Source organism: Streptococcus oralis (genome assembly GCF_003944215.1).
Lineage (GTDB): Bacteria > Bacillota > Bacilli > Lactobacillales > Streptococcaceae > Streptococcus > Streptococcus oralis_BI.
The window spans coordinates 17,290-41,958 of the sequence record NZ_RJVZ01000007.1; the positions used below are offsets into that span (position 1 = coordinate 17,290).

Consider the following 24,669-nt stretch of genomic DNA (forward strand, 5'->3'; position numbering starts at 1 on the left):
CATTATCAAATGCATAAACGGATTTACTTAATCCTTAAAATTTTTATAAGTATATCAACTCTGTCATCATGATTGGCATCTAAAAAACCATTCCCATACCAAATCTCTGAAGGGTAAGGAATTTTACGCTTTCTCATCTGATCATGATTCTTCGAAAGTTGAATGGATTTTATCCGATTTTTCTCATTAAAAAATCATTTATAAAAATTACCAGTGCCTACTATTGTAGCATATTTATCAATTATTTTCAAACACGACCTCTCTTTTTATAAGTGTGAAGAGCACTTTATGAATTTTGAACAAAATCCATTTGGAATAGGATTGACTATTCTAAACATTTATTTACTATTACAACTCAGACGAAAAAGACCAGAGCGTCACTCTGGCCTTTTCCTGTTCAGTTTAGCTTGTAACTAAACTTAATCTTCTTTTTTGCGAGTAGTAGCTGCAAGGCCTGCACCTAAGCCCAAGATAGCCAATCCTGCTGCTAAAGCTGACACCTGAGACTCACTTCCTGTATTTGGAAGGTGACCTTTTTCAGTTTGTGTCACTTTTTCTTCTTGAGATTGTGCTCCTGTTTGAGCCAGTTGGTGCGCATCTGGATTGACAGGAACTTGTGGATTTGGTCCTTCTTGTGCTACAGCAGTTCCCACTTCTACAATACGATCTTGAGCAACTATCTTGTCAAAGGTTTCCTTTAGAGTGCGTTTCCCATTGTCCACTTCGATGAGATGAACACGTACACCTTTTTGGCCTTCTTGGATCACACGAGTTTGCCCTACTGGAAGTTTATCATTCTTACGTTCTTGAACTTGGAAATCAACTTCCTTTTCTTCTACTAGTAGTTCTGGTTGGTGATGAACCAAATCTCTGACACCATCAAGTGGTTGAGCCGTAGCACGTTTAGTTCCAACTTCCACGATACGATCTTGCGCAACTATCTTATCAAAGGTTTCTTTCGATGTACGCTTACCATTTTCGACTTCTACTAGGTGGACACGAACACCTTTTTGACCTTCTTGAAGAACACGACTTTCACCCAGATAAAGTTTGTCAGTCTTACGTTCTTGAACTTTGAAATCAATTGCCTCTTCTTCCACTAGGAGTTCTGGTTTGTGATGAACCAAATCTTTGACACCATCAAGCGGTTGAGCCGTACCACGTTTAGTTCCAACGAGAAGAACCCGATTAACAGGAGCCTGAAGCACTTCACGGAATTTCTCTTCACGAGTTCCGTCTGGGCTAACAGATGTAAGAATGCGCTCCTTACCAACTTGTCCTTCTTGTGCCACGCGACTTTCACCTACATATAGACTTGGATCTTCTTTTTCAACAGTTTGGAAGGCAAATTTCTTTTCCACAACCTCAAGACTTGGATTCTCTTCTTGTACAGCAGCAACAGTCTTCTCAGAAACTGGTTTTTCCTTAGTCAACTGGATACGGTATTCCTTGACTTGTTTTCCACTTTCCGAAACAAGGCGAACAAGTACTGGAAGGCTATCGTCTCCGCTATCTACAACTGTTGAAGCTACTTGATTACTTTCTTCGACTGAGACTTTTGGACGTTGACCTTTATAGGTGATTTGATAGTCTTGACGATCTTCAGCGAAGTCAGGAAGTTCTTTTCCATCCACAAGAATCTTCGATTGCGTACTTTCTTGTGGTAATTCACTCGGTGCAAGGAAGGTCATCTCAATCATCGCAACACCGCTCTTGTCTGCTTTACGCTCCATACGCCATCTCATGGCTTTGGCTTTGACAGCTTTAAATGTTACGTTGATTTCATCACCAGCTGCGATGTCTTTATCCGCACGATAAGGCACAGCTTCCCAATTTTCTGGATTGTTAAATGGATGAGCTGCATCGTAGGCTTGGTAGTTAGAATAGTAGGTAGGCACTTCAAACTCTGGGCCAATATAACGTTCCAAAACGAGTTTAGATGGGGCATCTGTACCACTATCTGCAAAGAAGTGAAGTTTGGCTTGCGCAACAGTCCGTTCTACAATCTTACCATTTTCACGGAAGATCACACCTGCTGATACTTCTGGATTAGAAGATGGTGTTGGAGACCAGTTTGTCCAACGACGATTTTCTGAATGATTTCCGTCATTGAGATAGTCCACACGGTCATGGGAGTTTCTATCAATGTCGTTAGTGGCTGAAGCAAAGGCGCGGTTACTATTTTCATCATACTCTGGGTTATTTGATAGAGCTTCACCAAGTTTGTCTGTCACTCGTACAGTGAACTCAGCAACAAGATCACTACCTAGGACATGGCCTCGAACGGTAAATTGACCTGCTTTTGTCAGATTTTCTGCTGGAACTTCTTCCCATTCAACTGCCAAGTCTTTTGTTTCGTAACCATCTTTACCTGTGAAGTAAACAGGAACCTTAGTTGGCAATTCAAGTGGTTGTCCTACTTGTAGCAAGCGAGCTTGTTTGACCGCGGCAACTGGTTTACGAGAGAGCAAGTCTTTATTGCTTGTAAAGTGTAGACGGTATTCTCCTAGGATATCACCATTTTCAGCTTTCGCGATAACACGAACTGGCTCACCTTCACGAACGCTTGGAACGACGGTAGCGAGACCATTGTTGCTAACACTTGCTGTTACTGCAGGAACTTTTCCATCTACTGACTCAAGATAGTAGTCAGTCAAATCAGGGTTAAAGTTTGCTAAGTCTTTACCGTCAACTTGGATTCTTGTTTGTCCTTGTTTAGCTGCCGCAACTTGTTTCGCAAAAATTTGTACTTCTGTGATAGACGTTCCTTTCTTGCTATCAAGTCGAACCATACGAATGCGAACCGCATAGGTCTCAACTTTATCAAAGCTGAAATGATTCATTTCTCCAGCTTTTAATTGAGCTGGTGCTTTGAGATTGCTTACCTCTTTCCAGTTTGCAGGATCATTAAAGGCATGGTTTTCCTCACCTACAAAGCTAGGGTTTTTAGGGGCGGTTGGAACGGTCTTACCGACATAATATTCAATCACATAAGACTTCGGTACACCAACTCCGTGGTCTTCGTGGAATCCGACACTTAGATTATCAACTGAACGTTTGCTCAAAATACCTGAATCTCCGAATAGGACACCAACTGAAGCTTCTGGATTAGTACGGTTCCAGTTTGTCCAACGGTTAGCTGGGCGGTCATTAAAGGAAATCAATTTATCGTTGACGTTTGAAACAGGGTCGCTCGGATTTGAGTCTGAAGCAAAGGCAAGTGGCAATTCTGAGCCGGTCCATTGGTCAGAAATGTTTGCACCTTGCTCAGTTTGAGCAGACACACGAACATGAAGTTTAGTTGTTAATTGCGTACCTTCTAGGCGACCAGTGACTGTAAAGACACCTTCCTTGGCGTATTGTTCTGGACGAATCGCATCCCATGTAACCTTAGCTGATGAAACATGACCATTTGAATCGTAGGTACGAACACTTTCTGGTAATTGTGGTGCTTCTGCAGTTGGTGTAGTCACACTAACTTCTTCAACTGAAACGATGCCTTCTACAGAGACTTTAGCACGCGCTTCAAGGTCAAGGCCTTCAACTTTACCTAGAACTTCAAAGGTTTGATAATGGTCTAGTTTTTCTTTTGGAATAGCTTGCCATGTGACTTTATGAGTTTTAGGGAAACCTTTGTCATACTCAACAGTTACTGTTGATGGAAGAGTAGGTTCTTGATGCAAGTCTGTTACTACGTTTACTGGGCGTATAGATTGGGCTACTTTTTTCTCAGTATTGGCCTGGATCGTAAGAGCGATTTGGCCTCTAGCCCCCTCATATTCTGCTTTGAGAGTGACTGATCCTGGCTTATGCAACTCAAGCATTCCTTTACGAACTGCGACTTCCCCTTCACCACTTGTAGAGAAGGTCACTTTATCTGCTGGTAAAACTGCTTGTGTTCCGTCTTGATAGTGTGCAAGGACAGACAATTTGACTGTTTGGTCTTCTTTGAGAGCATCAGCTTGTTCCACTTGCAGGCTCAAATGGGCAATTTTTGGTGCTTCTTCAAGGAATTGAATTGCATAAGTTTGAAGAGGGCCACCATCATTTGGTTGAACAAAGATGCTTGCACGCATACCGTTTGCTACGCTTGCTTGCACCACTGTAACAGCTGCATTTTCAGCACTTGCTGTGACTTTTGGTAACTTAGCGCCATAAGCAAGAGTGCGGTATTGCATTGGTTTTTGGCTAGTAAGTCCTGTGACAGCTTCACCACCAACCGTTACAGTTGGTACTACAGGTGCTGCAGGATTGCCTTCTTCTACCACAAGGGTAGCATGTACGGTTTCGCCTCCTAGTTGGCCAGTCATTTGAATACGTGATCCTGTAACTGAAAGTTTGGCTTTATCTGCTTCCGCAATCTCCCACTTATCCACTTCGTATTCTTGAATGCTTCCATCTGTTACAGTGATAGAAACGTATTTATCAACAGCATTTAAATCTGTTCCTGGAGCAACACGTTTAACAGTTGGTAGTTCTTTGGCAATTGCTAAAACTTCGACACGAGCCTCTACCTCACGTCCGTCTGCCATGCCTTTAACTGTCACAACTCCAGCTTGGCTCACATCAACTGAAGACCATGTTACTGGACGTTTTTCACGACTACCGTCACTGTAAACAAAAGCAACAGTCTTCGGCATTTTCGGTTCTTTCTCGATAACAGTACGTACTTTTGGTACCTCTGTACCTAAAACAGTCTTTTCTTGTCCTTCTTTCTTACCAGTAAAGACTGTTACTTGACCAGATTTCAAGAGATCTGAATGAGCTGTTAGCGTGAATTTACCTGCTTGCTCAGTTGATTTAACAATGGCAACCCCTTTACCGTTAAAGGCTCTGCGAATCCAAGAACCATCTGGTTGCGCCTTATAGCGTTCACGGCTGGCTTGTTCCCCATTATCGACACCGACCAGTTGACCTTGTCCATGCAATTGGAAACGAACCAAATTATTGGCAGTTGGCACTACATTTCCTTGACTATCAACGATTTCGTAGTAGATGTAGGTCAAGTCTTTTCCATCTGCTGCGATTGCGTGTTCTTCCTTGACAAGACGAACACCTGCTGGTTGGCCTGCAGTGGTAATCTTATCACGGGCAATTTCTTTTCCAGCTTCATCGCGAGCTACAGCTTCTAAAGTACCTGGTTGGTACGCAACCTTCCACTCAAGATAGAGTTCCTTGGCATTGGCACCTTCTTGGTAAGTTCGTCCATCACTGGTTTGTTTTTTGTTGAAGGTCTTAACTCCGAGAGATTGACCGTTCAAGAACAATTCAACGCTTGCAGCGTTTGAATAGGCGCGAACTGGGATTTTTCCGTCTGCATCAGCTACATTCGCTTTTAGAGTAGGGTTTTCCCAGTTCCAGTGAGGAAGGAGGTGAACCATTGGTTTCTTCTTAACAGAAACCCATTGGCTTTGGTAGAGGTAGAAGTCATGTTTTGGAATACCAGCTGTATCTACGATTCCAAAATAAGAACTCTTAACTGGTGTATGGTTTTGGTTGTGCCATGGAGTAGGCTCACCGATATAGTCCGTACCTGTCCAGATAAACTGTCCAGCATAGCCAGCATTATCACGGTCAAAGGTCCATGAATCTGTTGCCGTTTTACCCCATCCAACTCGGTCATTACCATAGTCAGACTGTTCGTAGTTACGTTCAGGTCCGTTACTATGTTTCAATTCCTGTTCAGGACGATAGTAACTTCCACGTGTACGGGTAGCTGAAGATGTCTCAGAACCGTAAATCAACCAGTTAGGATGTTTTGCACGAAGAGCTTTGTAGTTGTCTTCAGAATAGTTGAATCCAACCGCATCCAGTTCATCAGCAATTTTCTCATGTCCACCACTACCATTACCGAAACGGAACTTATCTGCTCCCATGGTAACGTAACGAGTTTTATCAACATCCTTGATAACTTTGACTAGACGTTTTACCGTTGCTAGAGAGTGGGCGTCACCATTTGCTTCACCGATTTCATTACCAATAGACCACATGAAGACAGCTGGATTATTTTTATCTCTTTCGACCATGGTACGAAGATCATAGTCAGACCATTTTTCACCTTTTCTAGCTTCTGGGTGAGTGGCATCTTTTTCAAAGAAACGACCATAGTCATAAGGTTTCTTTCCACCGTACCATGTATCAAAAGCCTCTTCCTGAACGAGCAAACCAAGTTCTGCTGCGATTTGCAAGGTCTGCGGACTTGCAGGGTTATGAGTTGTACGGATGGCGTTAACGCCCATCTCCTTCATTTGTTTGAGACGACGGTATTCTGCCTTATAGTTTTCTTCTGCTCCAAGCGCTCCGTGGTCATGGTGCAAGGAAACACCATGGAATTTAATGCGTTCACCATTCAAAGAGAAACCTTCATTTGGAGTCCAGTGATAGTAACGGTAACCAAACAAATCTTTCTTAGCATCAACCAACTGACCGTCACGGTAAACACGCGTAATCAATTCGTACAAGGCTGGTTTATCATTTAAAACTGTCCAGAGTTTTGGTTTTTCAACTTCTAAAATCGCATCTAGGCTTGTTGATTCATGTGCTTTCAGGGTACGACTCGCTGTACGAACCACGCCTGTTACAGCCTGACCACCACGTTCAACGATTTGATACTCTGCCACCAGTTCATGGTCTTTATCATCTGTATTGACAATTTTGCTGGTTACATGAGTTTCAACCTTGCCATGTTGCTGTTCTTCAAGTTTTGGCGTTAAGATGGTTGTCCCATTTTTCTCAACATGAACCTTATCAGTCACTTGCAAGGTCACATCACGGTAGATACCACTACCTGAGTACCAACGGCTACTTGGTTGTTTGTTGACTGCATGGACAGCAATCACATTCTCACGACCATCTTTGTGAAGGTATTTAGTGATATCGTATGAGAACTGGTTATAACCATTTGGATAATGCCCCACTAACTGGCCATTGACATAGACTTGAGAGTCCATGTAGACACCATCAAAGGTCACTCGAACATTTTTCTTGAGATCTTTTTCATCAAGTTTGAATGTCTTACGATACCAAGCTTCACCACCATTGAGCTGTCCACCCTCGTTTTGGGCAGGTGACTGATGATCAAAATCGTTAAAGATACTCCAGTCATGTGGGAGATCCAATTTTTGCCATGTTGACACATCTGCATCTGGTTTCACAGCTTCTTTGGGGTTTGCGTTGAGCTTAAAGTGCCAATTTTGATTAAAATTCACTTTTCTGTCTTCAATCATTTGATTTACTTCTTCATTTGTCGCAGCTTTCAAATCTTCCTTGACAGGCTTTTCTTGACTTGAAGCTTGAGATTCTACCTTTGGAGTTGTTTCTTCAGGTTTTAGAGATGCTTTCTCCTCTTTTGGAGCTACAGGTTCATCTTCTTTCTTCTCTGGTTTGCTTGCTTCAATTGGAGCAGCTTGACTTTGGTCGACACTTGCAGCATCCTTGTGCTCTGCTACAGCTTGATTTTCTTTTTCCTCCACTGCCGGACTTTCCTCTTTTGCTTGTTCCACAGTGTGAGTAATTGGAGTTTCATCCGCGAAAACTGGTGATTCTCCAATGACACTTCCTCCAAATAGAACCGCACAGGTTCCAATCATGACAGAGCAAGCTCCTACGGCAAACTTACGAATGCTGTAGACTCTTTTACGATTCCAATGGCCTTTTTCCATAAAATCCTCCTTTAGTAACCGCTTCCATTTTTCTTGTAAGCGTATTACTTTTTCATAGCCTTTTACTCTTATTTTATAAAATAATATAAGAAACTTCAATACTGGCAGCATAAAAATCATACTTTTGATTGTTTTTTCTAAAATTTGTAGAAGATTTAAAAAATGTGAATATAGATTTAGAACAAAAACAAACAATTTTTGACACTCAGTTAAATATTATAAAAAAGTTCCTTTTGTAAGGAACTCCTTTTACTTATAATTAAATATTCCCCCTGCCAACTTATCAGCTAGTTTAGGAAAGAGGCTATAAAATTTGTGGGCTAAATTGAGCAAAAGTGGAAGATTGAGTTCTCGTTTATTTTTTCCTATGGTTTTGACAATCTTTCTAGCGACTGCATCTGGTTCCAAGAGAAAACGGTCCACAGACTGGAGGTAGCTGCCATCTGGGTCGGCCTGGTCAAAAAAGGCAGTACGAATCGGTCCTGGATTGACTGTCGTCACATAAACACCATAGGGCATGAGTTCGAGGCGCAGAGCGTTTGAAAATCCAATAGCCGCAAACTTGGTTGCCGAGTAGAGACTGGACTTACTAGTCGCTATCAAACCTGCCATGCTAACGATATTGATGATATGGCCTTTTCCCCTCTCCTTCATACGGGCTCCAAGACGACGAGATAGATTCATCAGGGCAAAGGTATTGACCTCGAACATCTGGTGAATGTCTTTGTCAGAAATCTGGTCAAAATCTTCAAAAATCCCATAGCCCGCGTTGTTGACCAAGACATCGATCTTGTCATAGCGGAGATAGAGGTCAGCTACCAGAGTTTCTAGGGCTGAGTCATCAGTAATATCGATTTCAATCAATTCTACATGGGGATGATTTCCATATAGCTCCGACAGTTTTTCCTTGTTTCTACCTAGTAAGATGAGTTGGTCATTTGGCAAGAGTTTGACCATTTCTTGGGCTAAGCCACCGCTTGCTCCGGTAATCAGAATAGTACGCATACTTATCCTTTCTCAATCTTCTAAATTTCCACTTCTTCCAAGTCTTTGACCACATGGACATTTTCAAAAACAGTAGCCGCATCTTTCTTGAGCTGGCTGATATCTTTTGAGAGGAAGCGGGCGCTGATATGATTGAGCAAAAGGCGTTTGGCTCCTGCTTCTGCAGCTACTTGCGCTGCCTGCATATTGGTTGAGTGACCATGGTTACGGGCAATTTTCTCATCGCCCTTTCCATAAGTTGACTCATGGACTAGGATATCAGCATTGATGCCTAGACGCACGCTGGCATTGGTTTTTCGGGTATCACCAAGAATAGTGATAATCTTACCTGGACGGGGAGCTGAGATATAGTCTGTCGCCTTGATTTCAGTTCCGTCTTCTAGGACAACATCCTGACCATTTTTGATTTTTCCAAAGAGAGGTCCAAATGGCACACCTGCAGCTTTGAGTTTTTCAGCATCCAAGGTACCTTCTAGGTCCTTTTGCATGACACGATAGCCAACACAGAAAATAGTGTGGTCCAGCTCCTCTGCATACACCGTGAATTTATCGGTCTCAAGGATTTTCCCTAGAGAATCTTGGTCAAACTCATGAAAATGAATGCGGTAAGGCAGACGAGAACCCGACACACGTAGACTGGTTAAGACAAAGGACTTGATCCCTTGAGGTCCGTAGATGTCCAAATCTGTCTGCTCTTCATTGGCCTGAAAGGCACGGCTAGAAAGGAATCCTGGCAAGCCAAAGATATGATCTCCATGCAGGTGAGTGATAAAGATTTTGCTGACCTTACGTGGTCGAATCGTGGTTTCCAGAATGCGATTTTGCGTTCCTTCTCCACAGTCAAAGAGCCAAACTTCGTTAATCTCATCCAAGAGTTTCAGAGCGAGACTTGAAACGTTGCGGGCTTTAGAGGGCTGACCAGCCCCCGTTCCTAAAAATTGAATATCCATTCGATACTTTCTAATTAATCAATATATAACATAGCTGTGCGATTTTCCGATCGGAAATAGCGACTGCCAGAGAAAGCAACAGCTTCTTGCAGTAAATCCTCTTGACTGTAGCCTTTGAGACGTTTGCGACCATCAGCCAAACTTTCCAAATCTGTCAAGGCTGTGAGATTTTTGACACTAACAACTTCCTCATCTCCGACAGCTTTCATGTAAATCTTTCCAGACTCTTCAAAGACGAGTTGATGGGGGAAAATTTGCGCAATCTCAAAAAGCAAGTCATCCGAGATTTCCTCTTCATTTTCAGAGAAGATTCGCCCCAGGCCCTTACTCTCATAGCAAAAGCCAAAGGATTTGCCAGATAGGTTCAGACGAATAAAGGGCTTATTTTCAAAGGTGAAACTTGGCTCAGCATTGTAGAGGTTCAATTCCTGAGTAAGTTCTGCAAAATAATCCGTCGCAGCTTCAGGACTCTTTTTCTGGTAGAGTTCAGCAAAGTAAGCATTGACTACACTCGGAGGAGGAGTAATAAGTGCCAATTGCTCCTGCTCTGTTTTACCAGCTAGAAGCTGATCCAGATAGACCTTGTCTAGACTCGTATAGCCCCCATATTTTAGAGCCAAGGTTTTAATATCAGTCATAAAATTCCTCTAACCTCCATTTGTTTTTCTCCGAAATATAGCCTGTAATCGCTTCTCCATCATCTTGGTAGTCACGATCTTCAAGAATCGCAACACTTTCTAAATCATGAATCTTATAGGACTTGGAAAAAGGCAGGCGCAGGGTAAATGGTTCGAAAATATCCTTGATTTTCTCTAAAAATAAAGCCTGCAGCTGCTCACGACTATCCTCCGACTTGGCAGAAATGAGCGCATAGGGCGTTTGGGTAGGAGTGAAATCCTCCACCAAATCCGCTTTATTATAAAGGGTCAAACGAGGAATATCCTCCATGTCCAAATCTTTCATGATAGACAGAACCGTTTTTTCATGCTCCTCATGATAAGGATTGCTAGCATCAATGACATGAACTAGAAGGTCTACATGCTTGCTTTCTTCCAAGGTCGACTTAAAACTTGACACCAACTCAGTCGGCAAATCCTGAATAAAGCCAACGGTATCAGTCAAGGTTGCCTGTAGATTGCTCCCCAGATGGATACTTTTAGTTGTCGCATCTAGAGTAGCAAATAGCTCATCTGCTTCGTACTGGGTCTTACTGGTTAAGCTGTTCATGATAGTTGACTTCCCAGCATTGGTGTAACCAATCAAACCAATCTTAAAGGTACTCGACTCCAGACGTTTTTCTCTGACTGTCGCCCGATTTTTCTCAACGACCTTGAGCTGTCTTTCGATATCCGTAATTTGGTTTCGAACACTACGACGATTCAGTTCCAGCTGGCTTTCACCAGGTCCACGGGAACCAATTCCCCCAGCCTGACGACTAAGCATAATCCCCTGCCCAACCAAGCGAGGCAAGAGGTACTTGAGCTGAGCTAGGTGGACTTGGAGTTTTCCTTCATGGCTACGAGCCCGCATGGCAAATATATCCAAAATCAGCTGCATACGGTCAATCACTTTTACTCCGAGAACTTCTTCCAAATTGACATTCTGCCTTGGTGTCAGACGGTTGTTGACAATGACAGTTGTGATTTCTTCCGCATCTACCATAAGCGCAATCTCTTCCAACTTACCAGAGCCAACAAAGGTCTTAGAATCATACTTTTCACGTTTTTGTCTGTAACTATCTACAACGACTGCTCCAGCAGTCTTAGCCAGACTGGCCAACTCTTCCATGGAAAGGTCAAAATTATCCATGCCCTGCAATTCCACACCAATGAGCAGGACTCGCTCCTCTTTTTTCTCCGTTTCAATCATTTAAAAACTCCTCAATCTGGCTTAGAATGCGCTCCTTCACGCCAGACTCTCCTACTTTATAAAAGGTGACCTGCATGCGATTACGGAACCAGGTCAGTTGGCGCTTAGCAAAACGACGAGTCGCCTGTTTGAGACTCTCACTAGCTTCCTCCAGAGTCTGCTCCCCACGGAAATAAGGAAAAAGTTCCTTGTAGCCAATGCCTTTAGCAGCCTGCACATCTGGATAGTTGTCAAAAAGCCACTTGGCCTCATCCAAAAGCCCAGCCTCAAACATCAAATCCACTCGATGGTTGATCCGCTCATAGAGTTGACTACGTTCATCATCCAAGCAGATAATCAACGGTTGATACAAGGTCTCTTGATTCTCCAAATCCTGACCAAAATGGGCGATTTCCAAGGCTCGCATAGCACGACGGCGGTTAAACTGGGGAATCTCAAGGCCTGTTTGCTCCACAAGATGGGTTAATTCCTCATCTGAATAAGGCTCTAAACTAGCTCGATAGGCTAAAATCTCCTCATGGGGCGTCTCTCCTCCCAGATGGTAACCTTCCAGCAAGCTCTGGATATAAAGCCCTGTTCCACCAGCAATGATAGCTAGTTTTCCTCGACTTTGAATGTCTTCTATAGCCTTTTTAGCTTCTAAAACAAAATCAAAAGCCGAGTAAGACTCGGTCACCTCTCTGACATCAATCAAATGATGAGGAACAGCAGCTTGCTCCTCTGGGCTAGCCTTGGCCGTTCCAATATCTAGCCCTCTATATACTTGCTGACTGTCACCGCTGACTACCTCTCCACCAAAGCGCTTGGCTACTTCAATAGCAAGGGCTGTCTTCCCAACAGCAGTCGGTCCAACAATCACAATTATTTTTGTTTTCATCTTTTTTCCTTGAAAAATTCCCATTTTTTCGTTACTATTATTATATCATAAAAAGGTCAGTCAGAAAAATGCTACCTCTTGAGGAGTCTGGCTGATCGAGAAGATAAAGGAGGAAGACTCATGGCTAAAGGATTCGCTAAAGGTCTTGTAACAGGTGTCGCAGGAACTGTCGCTGCAGTTGCAGGTGCAGTATACGCAATTAAAAAGAAAGTGATTGAGCCAGAAGAGCAAAAAGCAGCTTTCATCGAAGAAAACCGTAAAAAAGCAGCTCGCCGTCGCGTATCACATTAAGCAACAAAAGAAGTTGAGAAATCTCAACTTCTTTTTATGTTATTAAATTGCCAAATCAAACTTCAGCTGCGGCTTAACCGGATCATAGTCAACCAACTCAAAGTCTTCCGCTTTGATATCAAAGAAATTGGTCCCATCTGGCACATTCAAGAACAAACGAGGTTGGCAGTTTGACGGCTCACGACGAAGCAATTCTTCTGCTTGTTCAAATTGATTATCATAGATATGAAGGTTGTTGATGAAGTAGAAGAACTTCCCAACCTTCCAGCCGAAATGCTTGGCAATCATCATCTGCAAAGCTACGTACTGCATAGCGTTAATGTGGTGGGCCACTAGCATGTCATTAGAACGCTGAGTCAAGGTCGCATCTAGATAGATTTCCCCATCAACGCGACGGACATCAAACATGGTCTGAAAGGCGCATGGAAGAAGACCATCTGTCTCCTCAAAAGCTTGGTAATCCCAGAGAGAGATGATATTGCGACGATTCCAAGGGTTGGCTTCCAACTGTTTGAGAATCTTATTGATGATGTCGTGTTTCTTAACGACTGCCCCATAGCGCTCACCAATGGTTCCCGTATCTCCCACTTCCCAGTCATTCCAGTAGTGAACATTGTACTTGTCATTGAGAACATCTAAGCTATTAGACTGATCTTGGTAGATCCAGAGTACTTCCTTGATGGCGGATTTGATCGCAATGGGACGCAAGGTTGTGATGGGAAATTCACCCTTTGACAAATCATACTCTGCAAAGGCACCCGTTATGTACTTGGAGTTGGCTACGGTCCCATCCTTATACTTGGGACGTGCCTGCTCAGAAAAGACACCGTCTTTGAGGATTCGTTCAATATTCTCTTTAAAAATCGTATCAGCTTTTGTCATTTACTCTCACCTCATTTATTGTCCTAACTAGTATAGCATAAAAAAAGAAAGGAGGAAAATCACTGGCTTTAAAGTAGTGTTTTTCTCCTTTTATGATCTTATTGCAATACAAGTGATGCTGCTCCTATAACTCCAGCGTCATTTCCTAGAGTTGCAAGAGCTAGTTTAGTTGTTGTGCGTACTTGTGGGAAGGTATTTTCATCGTACACTTTTTGAACACCTTGTAGAAGGAATTCTCCCGCAGCTGACACCCCACCACCGATAACGATTGTTGAAGGATTGAGGATTGAGCCGATATTGGCACAAGCGATTCCCAAGTAACGCGAGAAGTTACGGTAAACGATCAAGGCAAGGTCGTCCCCTTCTTTTGCAAGGTCAAAGACAGTTTTTGCTGTTACTTCTTCACCGTCGTCTATCAAGCGTTTCAAGGCCGCATCGCCTTCGTATTCATCAGCATAACGACGTGTCAAGTTGACAATCCCTGTTGCAGAAGCAACTGTCTCAAGACAGCCTTTTTTACCACAGGTACATGCGATCGGTTGGTCAAAGTCAACAGTGATGTGGCCAAGCTCTCCTGCTGCACCAGCAACACCGTGAAGCAATTTGCCTTCTGCCACGATACCACCACCAACACCAGTACCAAGTGTCATAAAGACAACATCCGGTTGGTTGTCACCAGCACCCATCCAGCGCTCACCAAGAGCAGCTACGTTGGCATCATTATCAATGAAGAATGGAATGCCCAAGGCTTTTTCAATCTTTTCTTTAATCGGTTGAAGGGTTTTCCAGTTGAGGTTGTAGGCACCGATAACAGTCCCTTTTTCACGGTCAACCACACCAGGTGATCCCATTCCAATACCTCGGAAATCCGTAGCTGACAATCCAAGCAAGTCCAAACGATGCTGAATAGATTCAATCATATCATCTACAATATGGCTTCCTTCATCCAAAATATTAGTCTTGATAGACCATTTTTCTTGGATTTCTCCCTCTTGAGTTAAAATTGCAAACTTGATAGATGTTCCACCAAGGTCAATCCCAATAATCTTTTGACTCATCGTCTTCTCCTTTTTAATTGAAAATGCTTACAGATATAGTATAACAAAAACGTCTCTTTTGTGCAAAGGTTTGCAGGCTACAAGCCAAAATTAAAACATCTCATTTGCTTCACTATTTGTAAAAATTAGTCACCTAAATGTTGAATTGCATAGTTTGCTTCTTCTTTTGTAAATTTTCCAACATAAGAAGAAGTTAGCCACTCATAAATCTCTGTCTTTGATAAATGGTTATTCTTTCGGTATTCTCTTGCTGTAATTAAGGCATTTGCTTTGTAATCTGCATTCAAGTGATCGATGGCATACTGCGCTGCTGAACTTGAAAAACCATTCCACGTTAATTGGTTATAGAGATCTTTTTTTGACATATGTAAAACCGAATTATAGCTTTTCGCTTTATTTAAAGCAGCATTGTACTGCTTCCCATCTAGTTTTGGTTGCCGCACACCATCGTATCCTACATAGTGACGGCCACCATCTACCCATTTATCCCTAGCCATTTTACCTTCAGAATCAACATAGTAACGGCCACCATCTACCCATTCATTCTTGGCCATCTTTCCATCTGATTTGAAATAATAATTTCCTACCCATTTATTGCGAGCAGAGCTTCCTTCTGCTGTTAGATAATAATATGAACCATAGTTTTTATCATAAATCCAGTCACTTTTAACCTTTTTTCCATCAGAATCAACATAATAACGACCACCATCTACCCATTCATTTTTAGCTCTCTTTCCATCTGATTTGAGGTAGTAATTTCCTACCCAGCCAGACTGAACTTTAGATTGTGATTTATCCTGTTTAGGAGTTGTTTCTTTAGTTTTTTCAGCCGGTTTTGGTGCTGGTGTTTTTGGTTTCTCAGCAGGTTTTTGTGCTGGCTTCGGCGCGGGTTTTGGTGCTGGCTTCGACGCGGGTTTTGGTGCNGGCTTCGGCGCGGGTTTTGGTGCTGGTTTCGGTGCCGGCTTCGGCGCTGGTTTCGGCGCAGGTTTTGGTGCTGGTTTCGGCGCTGGTGTTTTTGGTTTCTCAGCAGGCTTTTGCGCTGGTGTTTTCGNTTTCTCAGCAGGNTTTTGNGCTGGTGTTTTCGGTTTCTCAGCAGGATTTTGCGCTGGTGTTTTNGNTTTCTCAGCTTGATTTGGCGCCGAAGTTGTATTCTCTTTTACAACCTTACCATTTTTAGGTGCATCCTTTTCTTGAGCAGAAACATGCTGAGCCGAAAAAGGAAAGGCTTCAGTTGTATCTGCAAATGAAATAAGTCCCAGTGTTGCAGTTGCTAAGCTGGTTACTAAAATTTTTTTTGATTTTTTCATAAAAATCTCCATTATTTTAACGATTTATACCTATAGTATACCATATACTTTATTTTACTTTAAAATCAAATATTAAATATTCAGAAATAAATCTAAAACTTAATTGAAAAATCCATAGTTATATCACTTCCAACTCATACAAGCCTCTGACCGCATTACAGCCATAGACAGCCTCCGCTTGGTTCAAGTCTGCCAAAGTCAGAACTTTTTCCTCTATCTGTCCTGTTTCCAGCAAATGCTGACGATAGATTCCTGGTAAAATCCCTAGACTGATAGGTGGTGTGTAGAGCTTCCCGGCAATTTTCAGAACCAGATTTCCAATAGAGGTCTCAAGTAGTTCTCCTGACTTATTGTGGTAAATCTTCTCTTGCTCTCCTAGGCTCAAATGCGGTCTATGAGTTGTTTTAAAGTAGGTAAATGCTTGTTGCAAATTGGCTTCCTGTAGACAAAGTTTGGCTTTGCAGAAACTTGGACTGAGGGGTGTTAAGATTTGGCGACTGAGTTTCATCTCTCCAGATTTGCTGAGGGTAATTCGCAAGCGGGAGTCTTGGTGGGAATCACAAGCTTGACACTCTTCCTCTATCTTTTGTCTCAGTTCTTCTGGATCAAAAGGATAGGCAAAATAACGACTCGCCTTTGTCAGTCTTTCCAGATGTTGATCTTCAAACAACAGTTGTTTTTGGCTGGTTCTCCCAGTTGTAATCAATTGGAAACGTGCTTGTTTACGATAGAGAACAGCCGCCTTTTGATGAACTTCACGGTATTCAGATTCCCAAGTGCTATCCCAAGTAATCCCTCCGCCAACTCCATAAATAGCTTGCCCTTTGTAGAGTTGAATGGTCCGAATGGCGACATTAAAAATCCGTCGCCCATTTGGAAGCAAGAGACCAATCGTTCCGCAGTAGACTCCTCTGGGTTGTGGCTCCAAGTCCTTGATGATTTCCATGGTCGCAATTTTGGGAGCTCCCGTTATGGACCCACAAGGAAAGAGGGAGCGGAAAATGGCAACCAAGTCCACATCCTCTCGCAACTGACTCTTGATGGTCGAAGTCATCTGCCAAACAGTCGAATACTGCTCCACTTGACAAAGACGTTCTACACGCTCACTGCCCACTTCAGAAATACGGTTCATATCGTTGCGTAAGAGATCCACAATCATCATATTTTCAGAACGATTTTTAGGATCCTGTTCTAGCCAACTAGCTTGGGCAAGGTCTTCTTGGTCAGTCACTCCCCGCTGGGTTGTTCCCTTCATTGGACGAGTCGTTAATTCTCGGTCATTTTGCTCAAAAAAGAGCTCTGGGCTCATGGAAATCACTGCCATCTCATCATGTTCTACATAGGCATTGTAGCCCGCCTCTTGCTCTACCACCATACGATTGTAAATGGCAAAAGGATTGGCACTTAAGTCTTGCTTGAGTTGGACAGTGTAATTGACCTGATAGGTGTCACCTTGACGCAAATGATGGTGAATCTGGGCAATAGCCTTTTCATAGTTCTCTGCAGACGTTTCTTCCTTCCACTTTGAAGGCAGATCTACTTCCTCATAAGTCAGAGGAATAGGGGATGTTTCCACCCTATCGTGAACGGTAAAGTAAAGCAAATACTCGCCCAGTAGAGGAAGCTTGTGAACTGCTAATTTCTCCTCAAATGCAGGTGCAGCCTCGTAACTGACATAGCCCACGACATAATAGCCTTGCTCTTGGTAGCTTTCCACTTGTACCAGCAAGTCTGCCACTTCTGATAAATCTCTCGTTTTTAACTCTTTGATCGGCTGGGTAAAGGTGTATCTCTCCCCCAAAGCCCTAAAATCAATCACTGTTTTTCTATGCATACCTTAAGTATAGCACAAAAAGGCAGATGCAGCTTAAGCTGATCCACCTTTTTAGTCATTTCGAATTTATAACGATGCTTTGGCAAATAAATTTCCAGAGAATCCATCTGATTTTTGAAGGAGCTGTTTGTAAACCTTCCATTTAAGATCTTCAGTATTTTTATAATGATTCTTTATATTTGGATTTTCCATGCTATCTAGGTCTTTTTGAACAGCTTCATCAAATAAGGACTTCAACTCAGCATAAGTAGAGATAGATCTGCCATTGATTTCGATTGTAGTGAAGCCGTTTTGAGCTTTGTCATAGACTTCTTTATACCAATGTTTCTTCCATGCTTCAAGAGTATCAAATTGGCCATTAGAGATTTTCTTGATAATGAAGTCATCACCCAACAACCCTTTGTTTTCCTTGTTAGCTTCCGCCTTATATTTGTTTGAAGCGTAACCAATAAATCCGTTAAGATAACCATAGTATCCCCACATACGGAAAGCATTATGTTTGAATGAAATCGAACCAACTGTACTCTTGCTAGTATTACCACCAAAGATACCCGACATCATATTTACGGTTTGGTAAGCACTGTCAAAACCTTCCGAACGATAACGTCCATTCCCTGGCATACCATGTTTTGTAACGAAGTTATGATCAACCAATTGATCAATGCTCGTAATCGTCAATTTCTTTTCATTATCCGTTAAATCACGTAATTTATCCCATTGATGTGGCTCGCCTTTCAGATTGTTTCGCTCAGCGTTCGTACGCCATTCTCGGTCCATCTTCTTGAACCACTTACTGTTGTCGTCCAAGTGTTTTCCAATAACTGCATCTGCTTCTAGATGGTCCAGCATCATCAGAGCCTCGTTATAGTTCTTCATATAGTGATCAATTTCTTCACGGTTCTTTAACTTATTTGGATCATAATTGTAGATTTGATTGCCATCATTCTGACGTTCATAAGCCATGTTCAAACCTAAGGCGCCGTATTCACCATTTGGATTTGTCAACGATGGTGACTGGAGCATACCTTGCGCAAAGGACTCTAAGTCCGTCCCTTCACGATGATACCAACCGCCATAGTAAGCCATACGATCATTCACATGAGTCGTTTCATGCGTAAAGGCCGATGTACCAAAATCACTTATCAACTCTGTCATAACAAAGTAGACAGCATCTTGCTGATTTGGAGCTGCAAAGATATATGCGTAAGCACCATATCCATACTGATAGCCATGATATTTATGAATCCGTCCAAAGAACTCTCGAATCGGAGCATAATCTGGTTTCCCATCCTTGTGACCATATCGGTTTGCCCAACCGATACCAGGCGCATCATGATTGTCCCAAACAGGTGTTGGAACACTATTTTCACTCTTGAGGAGCTTATTACGTACATTATCAGCAGCTAATTTTGACCAAAAGTCTAAGTAGTTCACCTGCTCTTTTGCTCTCTTATTGATTTCACTCTTGAAGGCTTCACGAGCCTCCTCAGTATTTTTACCATATTTTTCAAAAGCACTAAAAGAAATGGTATTATAAGTCGAAATCATGAAGAGATGCGAGTTCTTCAAGTTTAATAGAGGCAAAATCATCCGACCATGCACGCCATTATTAATCCCTTCATACAGACGATACTTCTTATGAGCAAAGTCGGGGTTCAATGATGGCTGTTCTACCACATAAGCATTCTTTTCAATTGCCTTTTTAAACCAAACATTCATATCGGTTTCATTTGTAAACAATTTCATGTTATATGTTAGAAACTCATGAAGGTTTCCTTTACCTGTAGCACCTGCAATCACTCGACTATACGCATCTTGGGATTGGTCGCCCTTAAGATTGTTCTCTTTTGAGCCGATAGTGATCAAGCGATCTAAGACATTCACGTTCTTACCATAAAAATCTGGTTTAAACATCATAATATCTTTGATCGACAATTCATCATATTTAATGCCATAGTATTGGTTCAAATAAGCAAGCCCCATCATAATGTTGGCCTTATTGTCTTCAACTTTCTTAATGAAAGCACGTTGAGCTGCTTCATCATCATTTAGTTGATGATCTTCATTTTCAACAATTTGTTTCACCAAGTTTCCAAGATTTTGTTTTACTTCATCAAAACTTTCTTCTAAGAATAAATCGCGAATGTAACCATTTTTTCGTTCATCCGTGTTTTCTTGCGGTTTGTTCCGCTTGTCCATAAGAGCGCGCACTTCAGGAGAAATCAATTCTACACTGGATAATGTTTCTTTTGCCTTTGCAATCAAACCAGCACGATCTTTCACTAGCATATTTGGCGTATAAACGATATTCTGGTTGGTCACTTCGTACTCTTTGACTTGTTTTACATTAGAGTCAGCTTTGACAGTAATGGCCAATTCTTCTTTGGTACCATCAGCATAGTGAATCATGATCTGATCAATAGCTGACAAGTCTGTTACAAACTGTCCATTTTTCAAACCAGTAACAGAAAGGACTTCTTTGGTCACCAAGTTTGAGCTTGCATCTAGTTTATTAGCTTGATTGACAATCCACTCTTTATTATAGAATGGTTGTAATTTTTCAATATTGCGATAGGCAAGTTCGCGGTCAGCTCTGTAGTCTTGAATAGCCCTGTACTCGTCTTCACGGTGTGTCAAACGGTTTAATTTATCTACAACAGGATCATTGATTTCATACTCATGCGCTGTGATTCCCAGAGCAGCAATTTTCTTGTCTGCTTCTTCTTGCGAAATAGGTTTAATACGATGCTGTTGTTTAGAATATCTATATGAAGATTTTCCTTCACTCACACCAGTAACAACAAAGTTTCGATTTAAGCGGTCACCTGTCCAATAAGGATCATCATCAATATCAGATGAGCCATAGAAAATCTCACCGTTCTTAACTTTCATCATTGAAACAGTATCTTCAACGGAGCCCAAGGCATTTGTACTGCCTACAACACCACCCGCGCTAATCGGTTCTCTCACATCGATAGTACCTTTAGCTACAGATTTTTTAATGGCTCCGTCCCGATAAACTGCATGGTTATCCCCACCATTTTGTGACCAATAGGCAATGCCCGCAACTTTCGCTTTATTACCTGTTATTTGTGCATCAACATAGGCCTTCTCAACAGAACCTTTCCAGTTTTCTCCAACAATTCCAGCAAGAAAGGCGCCTTGATTCCCACCAGCATGAAGCTTACCAATGAATGCCACATTTGTTAATCTGCCGTTATTATCAATTTTATTGATCAAACCTGATACGTCATTATTCCCAACAACTGTACCCGTTACTTTCACATTATTGATCGTTGTGTTTTTTACAACAGCAGCCAAGGGAGCAACTCTATTTGCCCATGGCATATGAATGTTTACCTTACCAAGGTTAAGGTCATGGATATGGGCGCCTTCAGTATCGCCTAATAGTGGACGTTCCAAGTTATGAATCGTATATTGTTGACCGTCCACACTTGATAGCTTGCCTCGGAACTTCGTCGTTACATATGATTTACCAGCTGCAGGAACATTGACCGCATTCAAGTCCGCACCAATTTTAAATTCACCAGATGGATTGGCCTGCATAGCTTTTACAAGTTCATTGAAGTTGTAGTATACATTCTCCTCATGAGTTTTTGGTTTGGCAAAATAATGGACGTATTCTTCACTGAGCTGGTTACCATCTGTATGCTGAACGAGGTCAGGCGCTTTGGCAGTGACCTTATAAAGCGTTTTCCCATCGACTATCACTTCTTCAATTTTGTCAATCGCAAGACGCGTCATCTTATTATCACGTGTAGCAATTTTTAGATAGTAAGACCTTACATCACTTGGAACAGAAGTTAAGAAACTACTATCCGTTTCCATGCCATTGTCGTCAACACTTATGAGGCTTGTTTCTTTTATATTTTTAACTTCAACCTTTTTTAAATCAATTCTCAGTGATTCTTCTTTGAGAATTTCTTCCTCGTTTCCTTCGCCACGATCATAAACCATTTTTGTTTCGAGTTTATAATCCTTGTAATATTGCAAATCTGTTAGAGTTGCAGTCAAGTTATCCGGTGAAACCGTCATAGTTTTGACGACTTCGTCGCCTTTTTTCAGGGTTAAAGTGATCGATTTAATCGCTGCCTTACTTGGATTTTCCAGATTATAGTAAATCTGAGATGAGCGTTTCAAATCCTGAATATCAACCTTTGAAAAAGTCAACACTGGCTTTTCGAAGTTTTTGGTACCTAGTTTAACAATACGGTCTTGGGCTAACTCGATGACCTGTTCAAGAATTTCAGGCGCTTCCTGCGTCTTGATTCCTTTGATGGTCTTGTAGGTTTTGATAACCTTTTTCTGACCGTCTTTTCCTTCTTGAACCGTAATTTTATCGCCCTTTTTCAATTGCGCGTATTCTTCGACTATCTCTTTAAACGGAATTTTTTCAAGACTTTCTTCTGCAAGAGTTCCTTCTATTGGTTTCGTACCACGACTTATTTTTTTAGTGACTGGTTTTTTGATGACAGTGGTTGTTGTATTTAAAACTTGGTCAGTCTCAACACCTTCAACAGCTTTATAAGTCGTTTTGGTAACTTGGATCCCTTTTTCACCGTTTTGAACCACTGTTTCTTCGTCAGTGTATTTTGTAGGATCATCAACGATTTCCGTCTGGTAGTCAATCTCTGCGATTGTGTCTTTAGTAATTGTTCCTTCAGTTACTGTATATTCTGGAAGGTCCTCTTGAACAAGGGAGTGACCTTCCTTACCAGTTTCCTGAGTGCCCTTGCTCTCAAGTTTCTCAGTATACGCTGGCAAACTATCTTGGACAAGGGAGTCACCTTCTTTACCAGACTCTTGAGTGCCTTTTGCCTCAACCTTTCCAGTATATTCTGCATGAGGCTCTTGAACCAAGGATTCACCCTCTTTGCCAGCTTCCTGAGTACCTTTGGCTTCTATCTTTCCGGTATATTCTGAATGAGGCTCTTGAACCAAGGATTCACCCTCTTTGCCAGATTCCTGAGTACCCTTACTTTCAAGTTTCTCGGTATACGCTGGCAAACTATCTTGAATAAGTGATTGACCTTCTTTACCGGGTTCCTGAGTGCCTTTGCTTTCAAGTTTTCCAGTATATTCTGCCCGAGGCTCTTGAACCAAGGATTCACCCTCTTTGCCAGATTCCTGAGTACCTTTGACTTCTATCTTTCCGGTATATTCTGAATGAGGCTCTTGAACAAGGGAATCACCTTCTTTACCAGACTCCTGAGTGCCTTTTGCCTCAACCTTTCCAGTATATTCTACCTGAGGCTCTTGAACCAAGGATTCACCCTCTTTTCCAGCTTCCTGAGTACCTTTGGCTTCTATCTTTCCGGTATATTCTGAGTGAGGCTCTTGAACGAGGGAATCACCTTCTTTACCAGACTCCTGAGTGCCTTTACTTTCAAGTTTCTCAGTATACGCTGGTAAACTATCTTGGACAAGGGACTCGCCTTCTTTACCTACTTCTTGAGTGCCCTTGCTTTCAAGCTTGCCAGTATACGCTAGCAAACTATCTTGAATTAGAGATTGACCCTCTTGACCAGACTCCTGAGTGCCTTTACTTTCAAGTTTCCCAGTATACGTCGGGGAATTGCCTTGAACAAGGGAATCACCTTCTTTACCAGACTCTTGAGTGCCATTGCTCTCAAGTTTCTCAGTATACGCTGGCAAACTATCTTGATCGAGGAGCTTCCCTTTTTTAGAAAAACTAGCTACTTTTATGTCAGTTCCTTTAAAATAACCAATATACTCATATCCTCCAATATCGATCACACCTTTCGTTAGTTCTTCATTTGAGGAGGCCGAGATCGTTTGATTGTAAGAAAGTAATTCTTTATTCTCAAAGGCAAAAGTAGCAAAAGGAATGAAGTTGCTGACACCAAGAGAAGCAATCAAAAGCACTCCAAGAACTTTCTGACGCTGTTTTTTAGACACCAAAAAAACAGCTAAAGATGCTGTTGCAAGACCAAAACCTGCTAAAGCAAATTCTTTACTTCCTGTATAGGGAAGTTGTTGACTGTTAGTTGCCTTCTTGCGATAAACTACATAAATAATATCTTCATCTTGAAATTCTGTAGGAACTTCATGATGAATCAAGGCTTTTTCAGACTCGGTTAATTCTTGCTCCGTCAAATATCGATAATGGACTGAATTCACTTCAGCTAATTCATCTGCTTGGACTTTACCAGTTAATAACAAGCTGACACCAACAAGAAAGGCCCCGATTGCTACAGGACCAACTCCAACAGTCAATTTACGAATAGAATACTTTAGTTTTTTTTGAAACTGTTCTTTTCTCTTTTTCATTCTCATATCTTTCTAATAGAATCTTGTGGATACTGCGCACGCGCACCACCGATTAATTTTGGACGACTTGCTAGAGCCGTAACATGGGCATGCCCAATCTCACGCAAAACTGGTCGAATCGGAACCTGCACATGTTTGACATGCATGCCGATTGCGGTATCTCCGATATCAATTCCCACATGAGCCGTGATGAACTCCACTTCAACAGGGTCCTTCATAAACTTGAAGGCTGCTAGCTGACCCGAACCCCCTGCATGAAGAGTTGGAAGGACGCTAACGATTTCCAGACCAAACTGCTCCGCTACTTGACGTTCAACGACGAGGGCCCGATTGACATGTTCACAGCCTTGAACGGCTAGGTGAATTCCTTTCACTTTCAGGATATCCAAAATGGTCTTCACAATGATTTCACCAATTTCTTGGCTTGATTCCTTGCCAATATGGCCTCCTAAAACTTCGCTAGAAGATAGACCTAGGACAAAGAGACTTCCTTCACGCAATCCAGCCTTTTCCAAAACATCTTCAATTACCTGCTGTGTTTCTGTTTTAATTCTACTTTTGTCCATCACTCTTAACCTCATTTTTCTCCTACTATCATATCTTTTTTTACTGATTTTATCAAG

13 protein-coding genes are annotated in these 24,669 nt (G+C 42.0%); 1 reads left to right on the forward strand and 12 read right to left on the reverse strand.

Annotated elements, in window-relative coordinates; genetic code table 11:
* Positions 1–419: 419 nt before the first annotated feature.
* The 6 genes from bgaA to miaA form a co-directional block, all read right to left on the reverse strand.
* Positions 420–7,661, reverse strand: coding sequence for an LPXTG-anchored adhesin/beta-galactosidase BgaA (gene bgaA / locus D8804_RS05240; RefSeq protein ID WP_125399040.1), 7,242 nt, complete (start codon positions 7,659–7,661; stop codon positions 420–422).
* A gap of 249 nt (positions 7,662–7,910) precedes the next feature.
* Positions 7,911–8,666, reverse strand: coding sequence for an SDR family NAD(P)-dependent oxidoreductase (locus D8804_RS05245; RefSeq protein ID WP_125399041.1), 756 nt, complete (start codon positions 8,664–8,666; stop codon positions 7,911–7,913).
* Positions 8,667–8,686: 20 nt separating this feature from the next.
* Complete coding sequence (gene rnz, locus D8804_RS05250; RefSeq protein WP_000354320.1) at positions 8,687–9,616, reverse strand: ribonuclease Z; 930 nt, start codon at positions 9,614–9,616, stop codon at positions 8,687–8,689.
* A gap of 14 nt (positions 9,617–9,630) precedes the next feature.
* Positions 9,631–10,254, reverse strand: coding sequence for a cystathionine beta-lyase (locus tag D8804_RS05255; RefSeq protein ID WP_125399042.1), 624 nt, complete (start codon positions 10,252–10,254; stop codon positions 9,631–9,633).
* On the reverse strand, positions 10,247–11,485 hold the full coding sequence (gene hflX, locus D8804_RS05260; protein ID WP_125399043.1) for a GTPase HflX: 1,239 nt from the start codon (positions 11,483–11,485) through the stop codon (positions 10,247–10,249). Before hflX ends, D8804_RS05255 begins: the two co-directional genes overlap by 8 nt.
* A complete protein-coding gene (gene miaA / locus D8804_RS05265) occupies positions 11,478–12,362 on the reverse strand; it encodes a tRNA (adenosine(37)-N6)-dimethylallyltransferase MiaA (protein WP_125399044.1) in 885 nt (294 codons plus the stop codon). Before miaA ends, hflX begins: the two co-directional genes overlap by 8 nt.
* A gap of 120 nt (positions 12,363–12,482) precedes the next feature.
* On the opposite strand from miaA, the gene D8804_RS05270 reads away from it, so the two are divergent.
* Entirely contained in the window at positions 12,483–12,653 is a 171-nt protein-coding gene (locus D8804_RS05270) for a DUF3042 family protein (protein WP_001051782.1), read from the forward strand.
* Positions 12,654–12,695: 42 nt separating this feature from the next.
* Here the strand turns inward: D8804_RS05270 and D8804_RS05275 are convergent, their stop codons facing one another.
* The 6 genes from D8804_RS05275 to D8804_RS05300 all read right to left on the reverse strand — a co-directional run bounded on the left by D8804_RS05275 (position 12,696) and on the right by D8804_RS05300 (position 24,612).
* The gene (locus D8804_RS05275) at positions 12,696–13,535 is read right to left on the reverse strand and encodes a thymidylate synthase (protein ID WP_125399045.1); all 840 of its coding nucleotides are present in this window, start codon (positions 13,533–13,535) and stop codon (positions 12,696–12,698) included.
* 98 nt (positions 13,536–13,633) lie between these two features.
* A complete protein-coding gene (locus tag D8804_RS05280; RefSeq protein WP_000078549.1) occupies positions 13,634–14,593 on the reverse strand; it encodes an ROK family glucokinase in 960 nt (319 codons plus the stop codon).
* A 125-nt stretch (positions 14,594–14,718) separates the two neighbouring features.
* On the reverse strand, positions 14,719–15,912 hold the full coding sequence (locus tag D8804_RS05285) for an Ltp family lipoprotein (protein ID WP_472725586.1): 1,194 nt from the start codon (positions 15,910–15,912) through the stop codon (positions 14,719–14,721).
* Positions 15,913–16,018: 106 nt separating this feature from the next.
* A complete protein-coding gene (pabB, locus tag D8804_RS05290) occupies positions 16,019–17,734 on the reverse strand; it encodes an aminodeoxychorismate synthase component I (RefSeq protein WP_125399047.1) in 1,716 nt (571 codons plus the stop codon).
* A 66-nt stretch (positions 17,735–17,800) separates the two neighbouring features.
* Entirely contained in the window at positions 17,801–24,046 is a 6,246-nt protein-coding gene (locus D8804_RS05295) for a ZmpA/ZmpB/ZmpC family metallo-endopeptidase (RefSeq protein WP_125399048.1), read from the reverse strand.
* Positions 24,047–24,048: 2 nt separating this feature from the next.
* Positions 24,049–24,612, reverse strand: a complete 564-nt coding sequence (locus D8804_RS05300; protein WP_125399049.1) for a TIGR01440 family protein — start codon at positions 24,610–24,612, stop codon at positions 24,049–24,051.
* Positions 24,613–24,669: the final 57 nt, after the last annotated feature.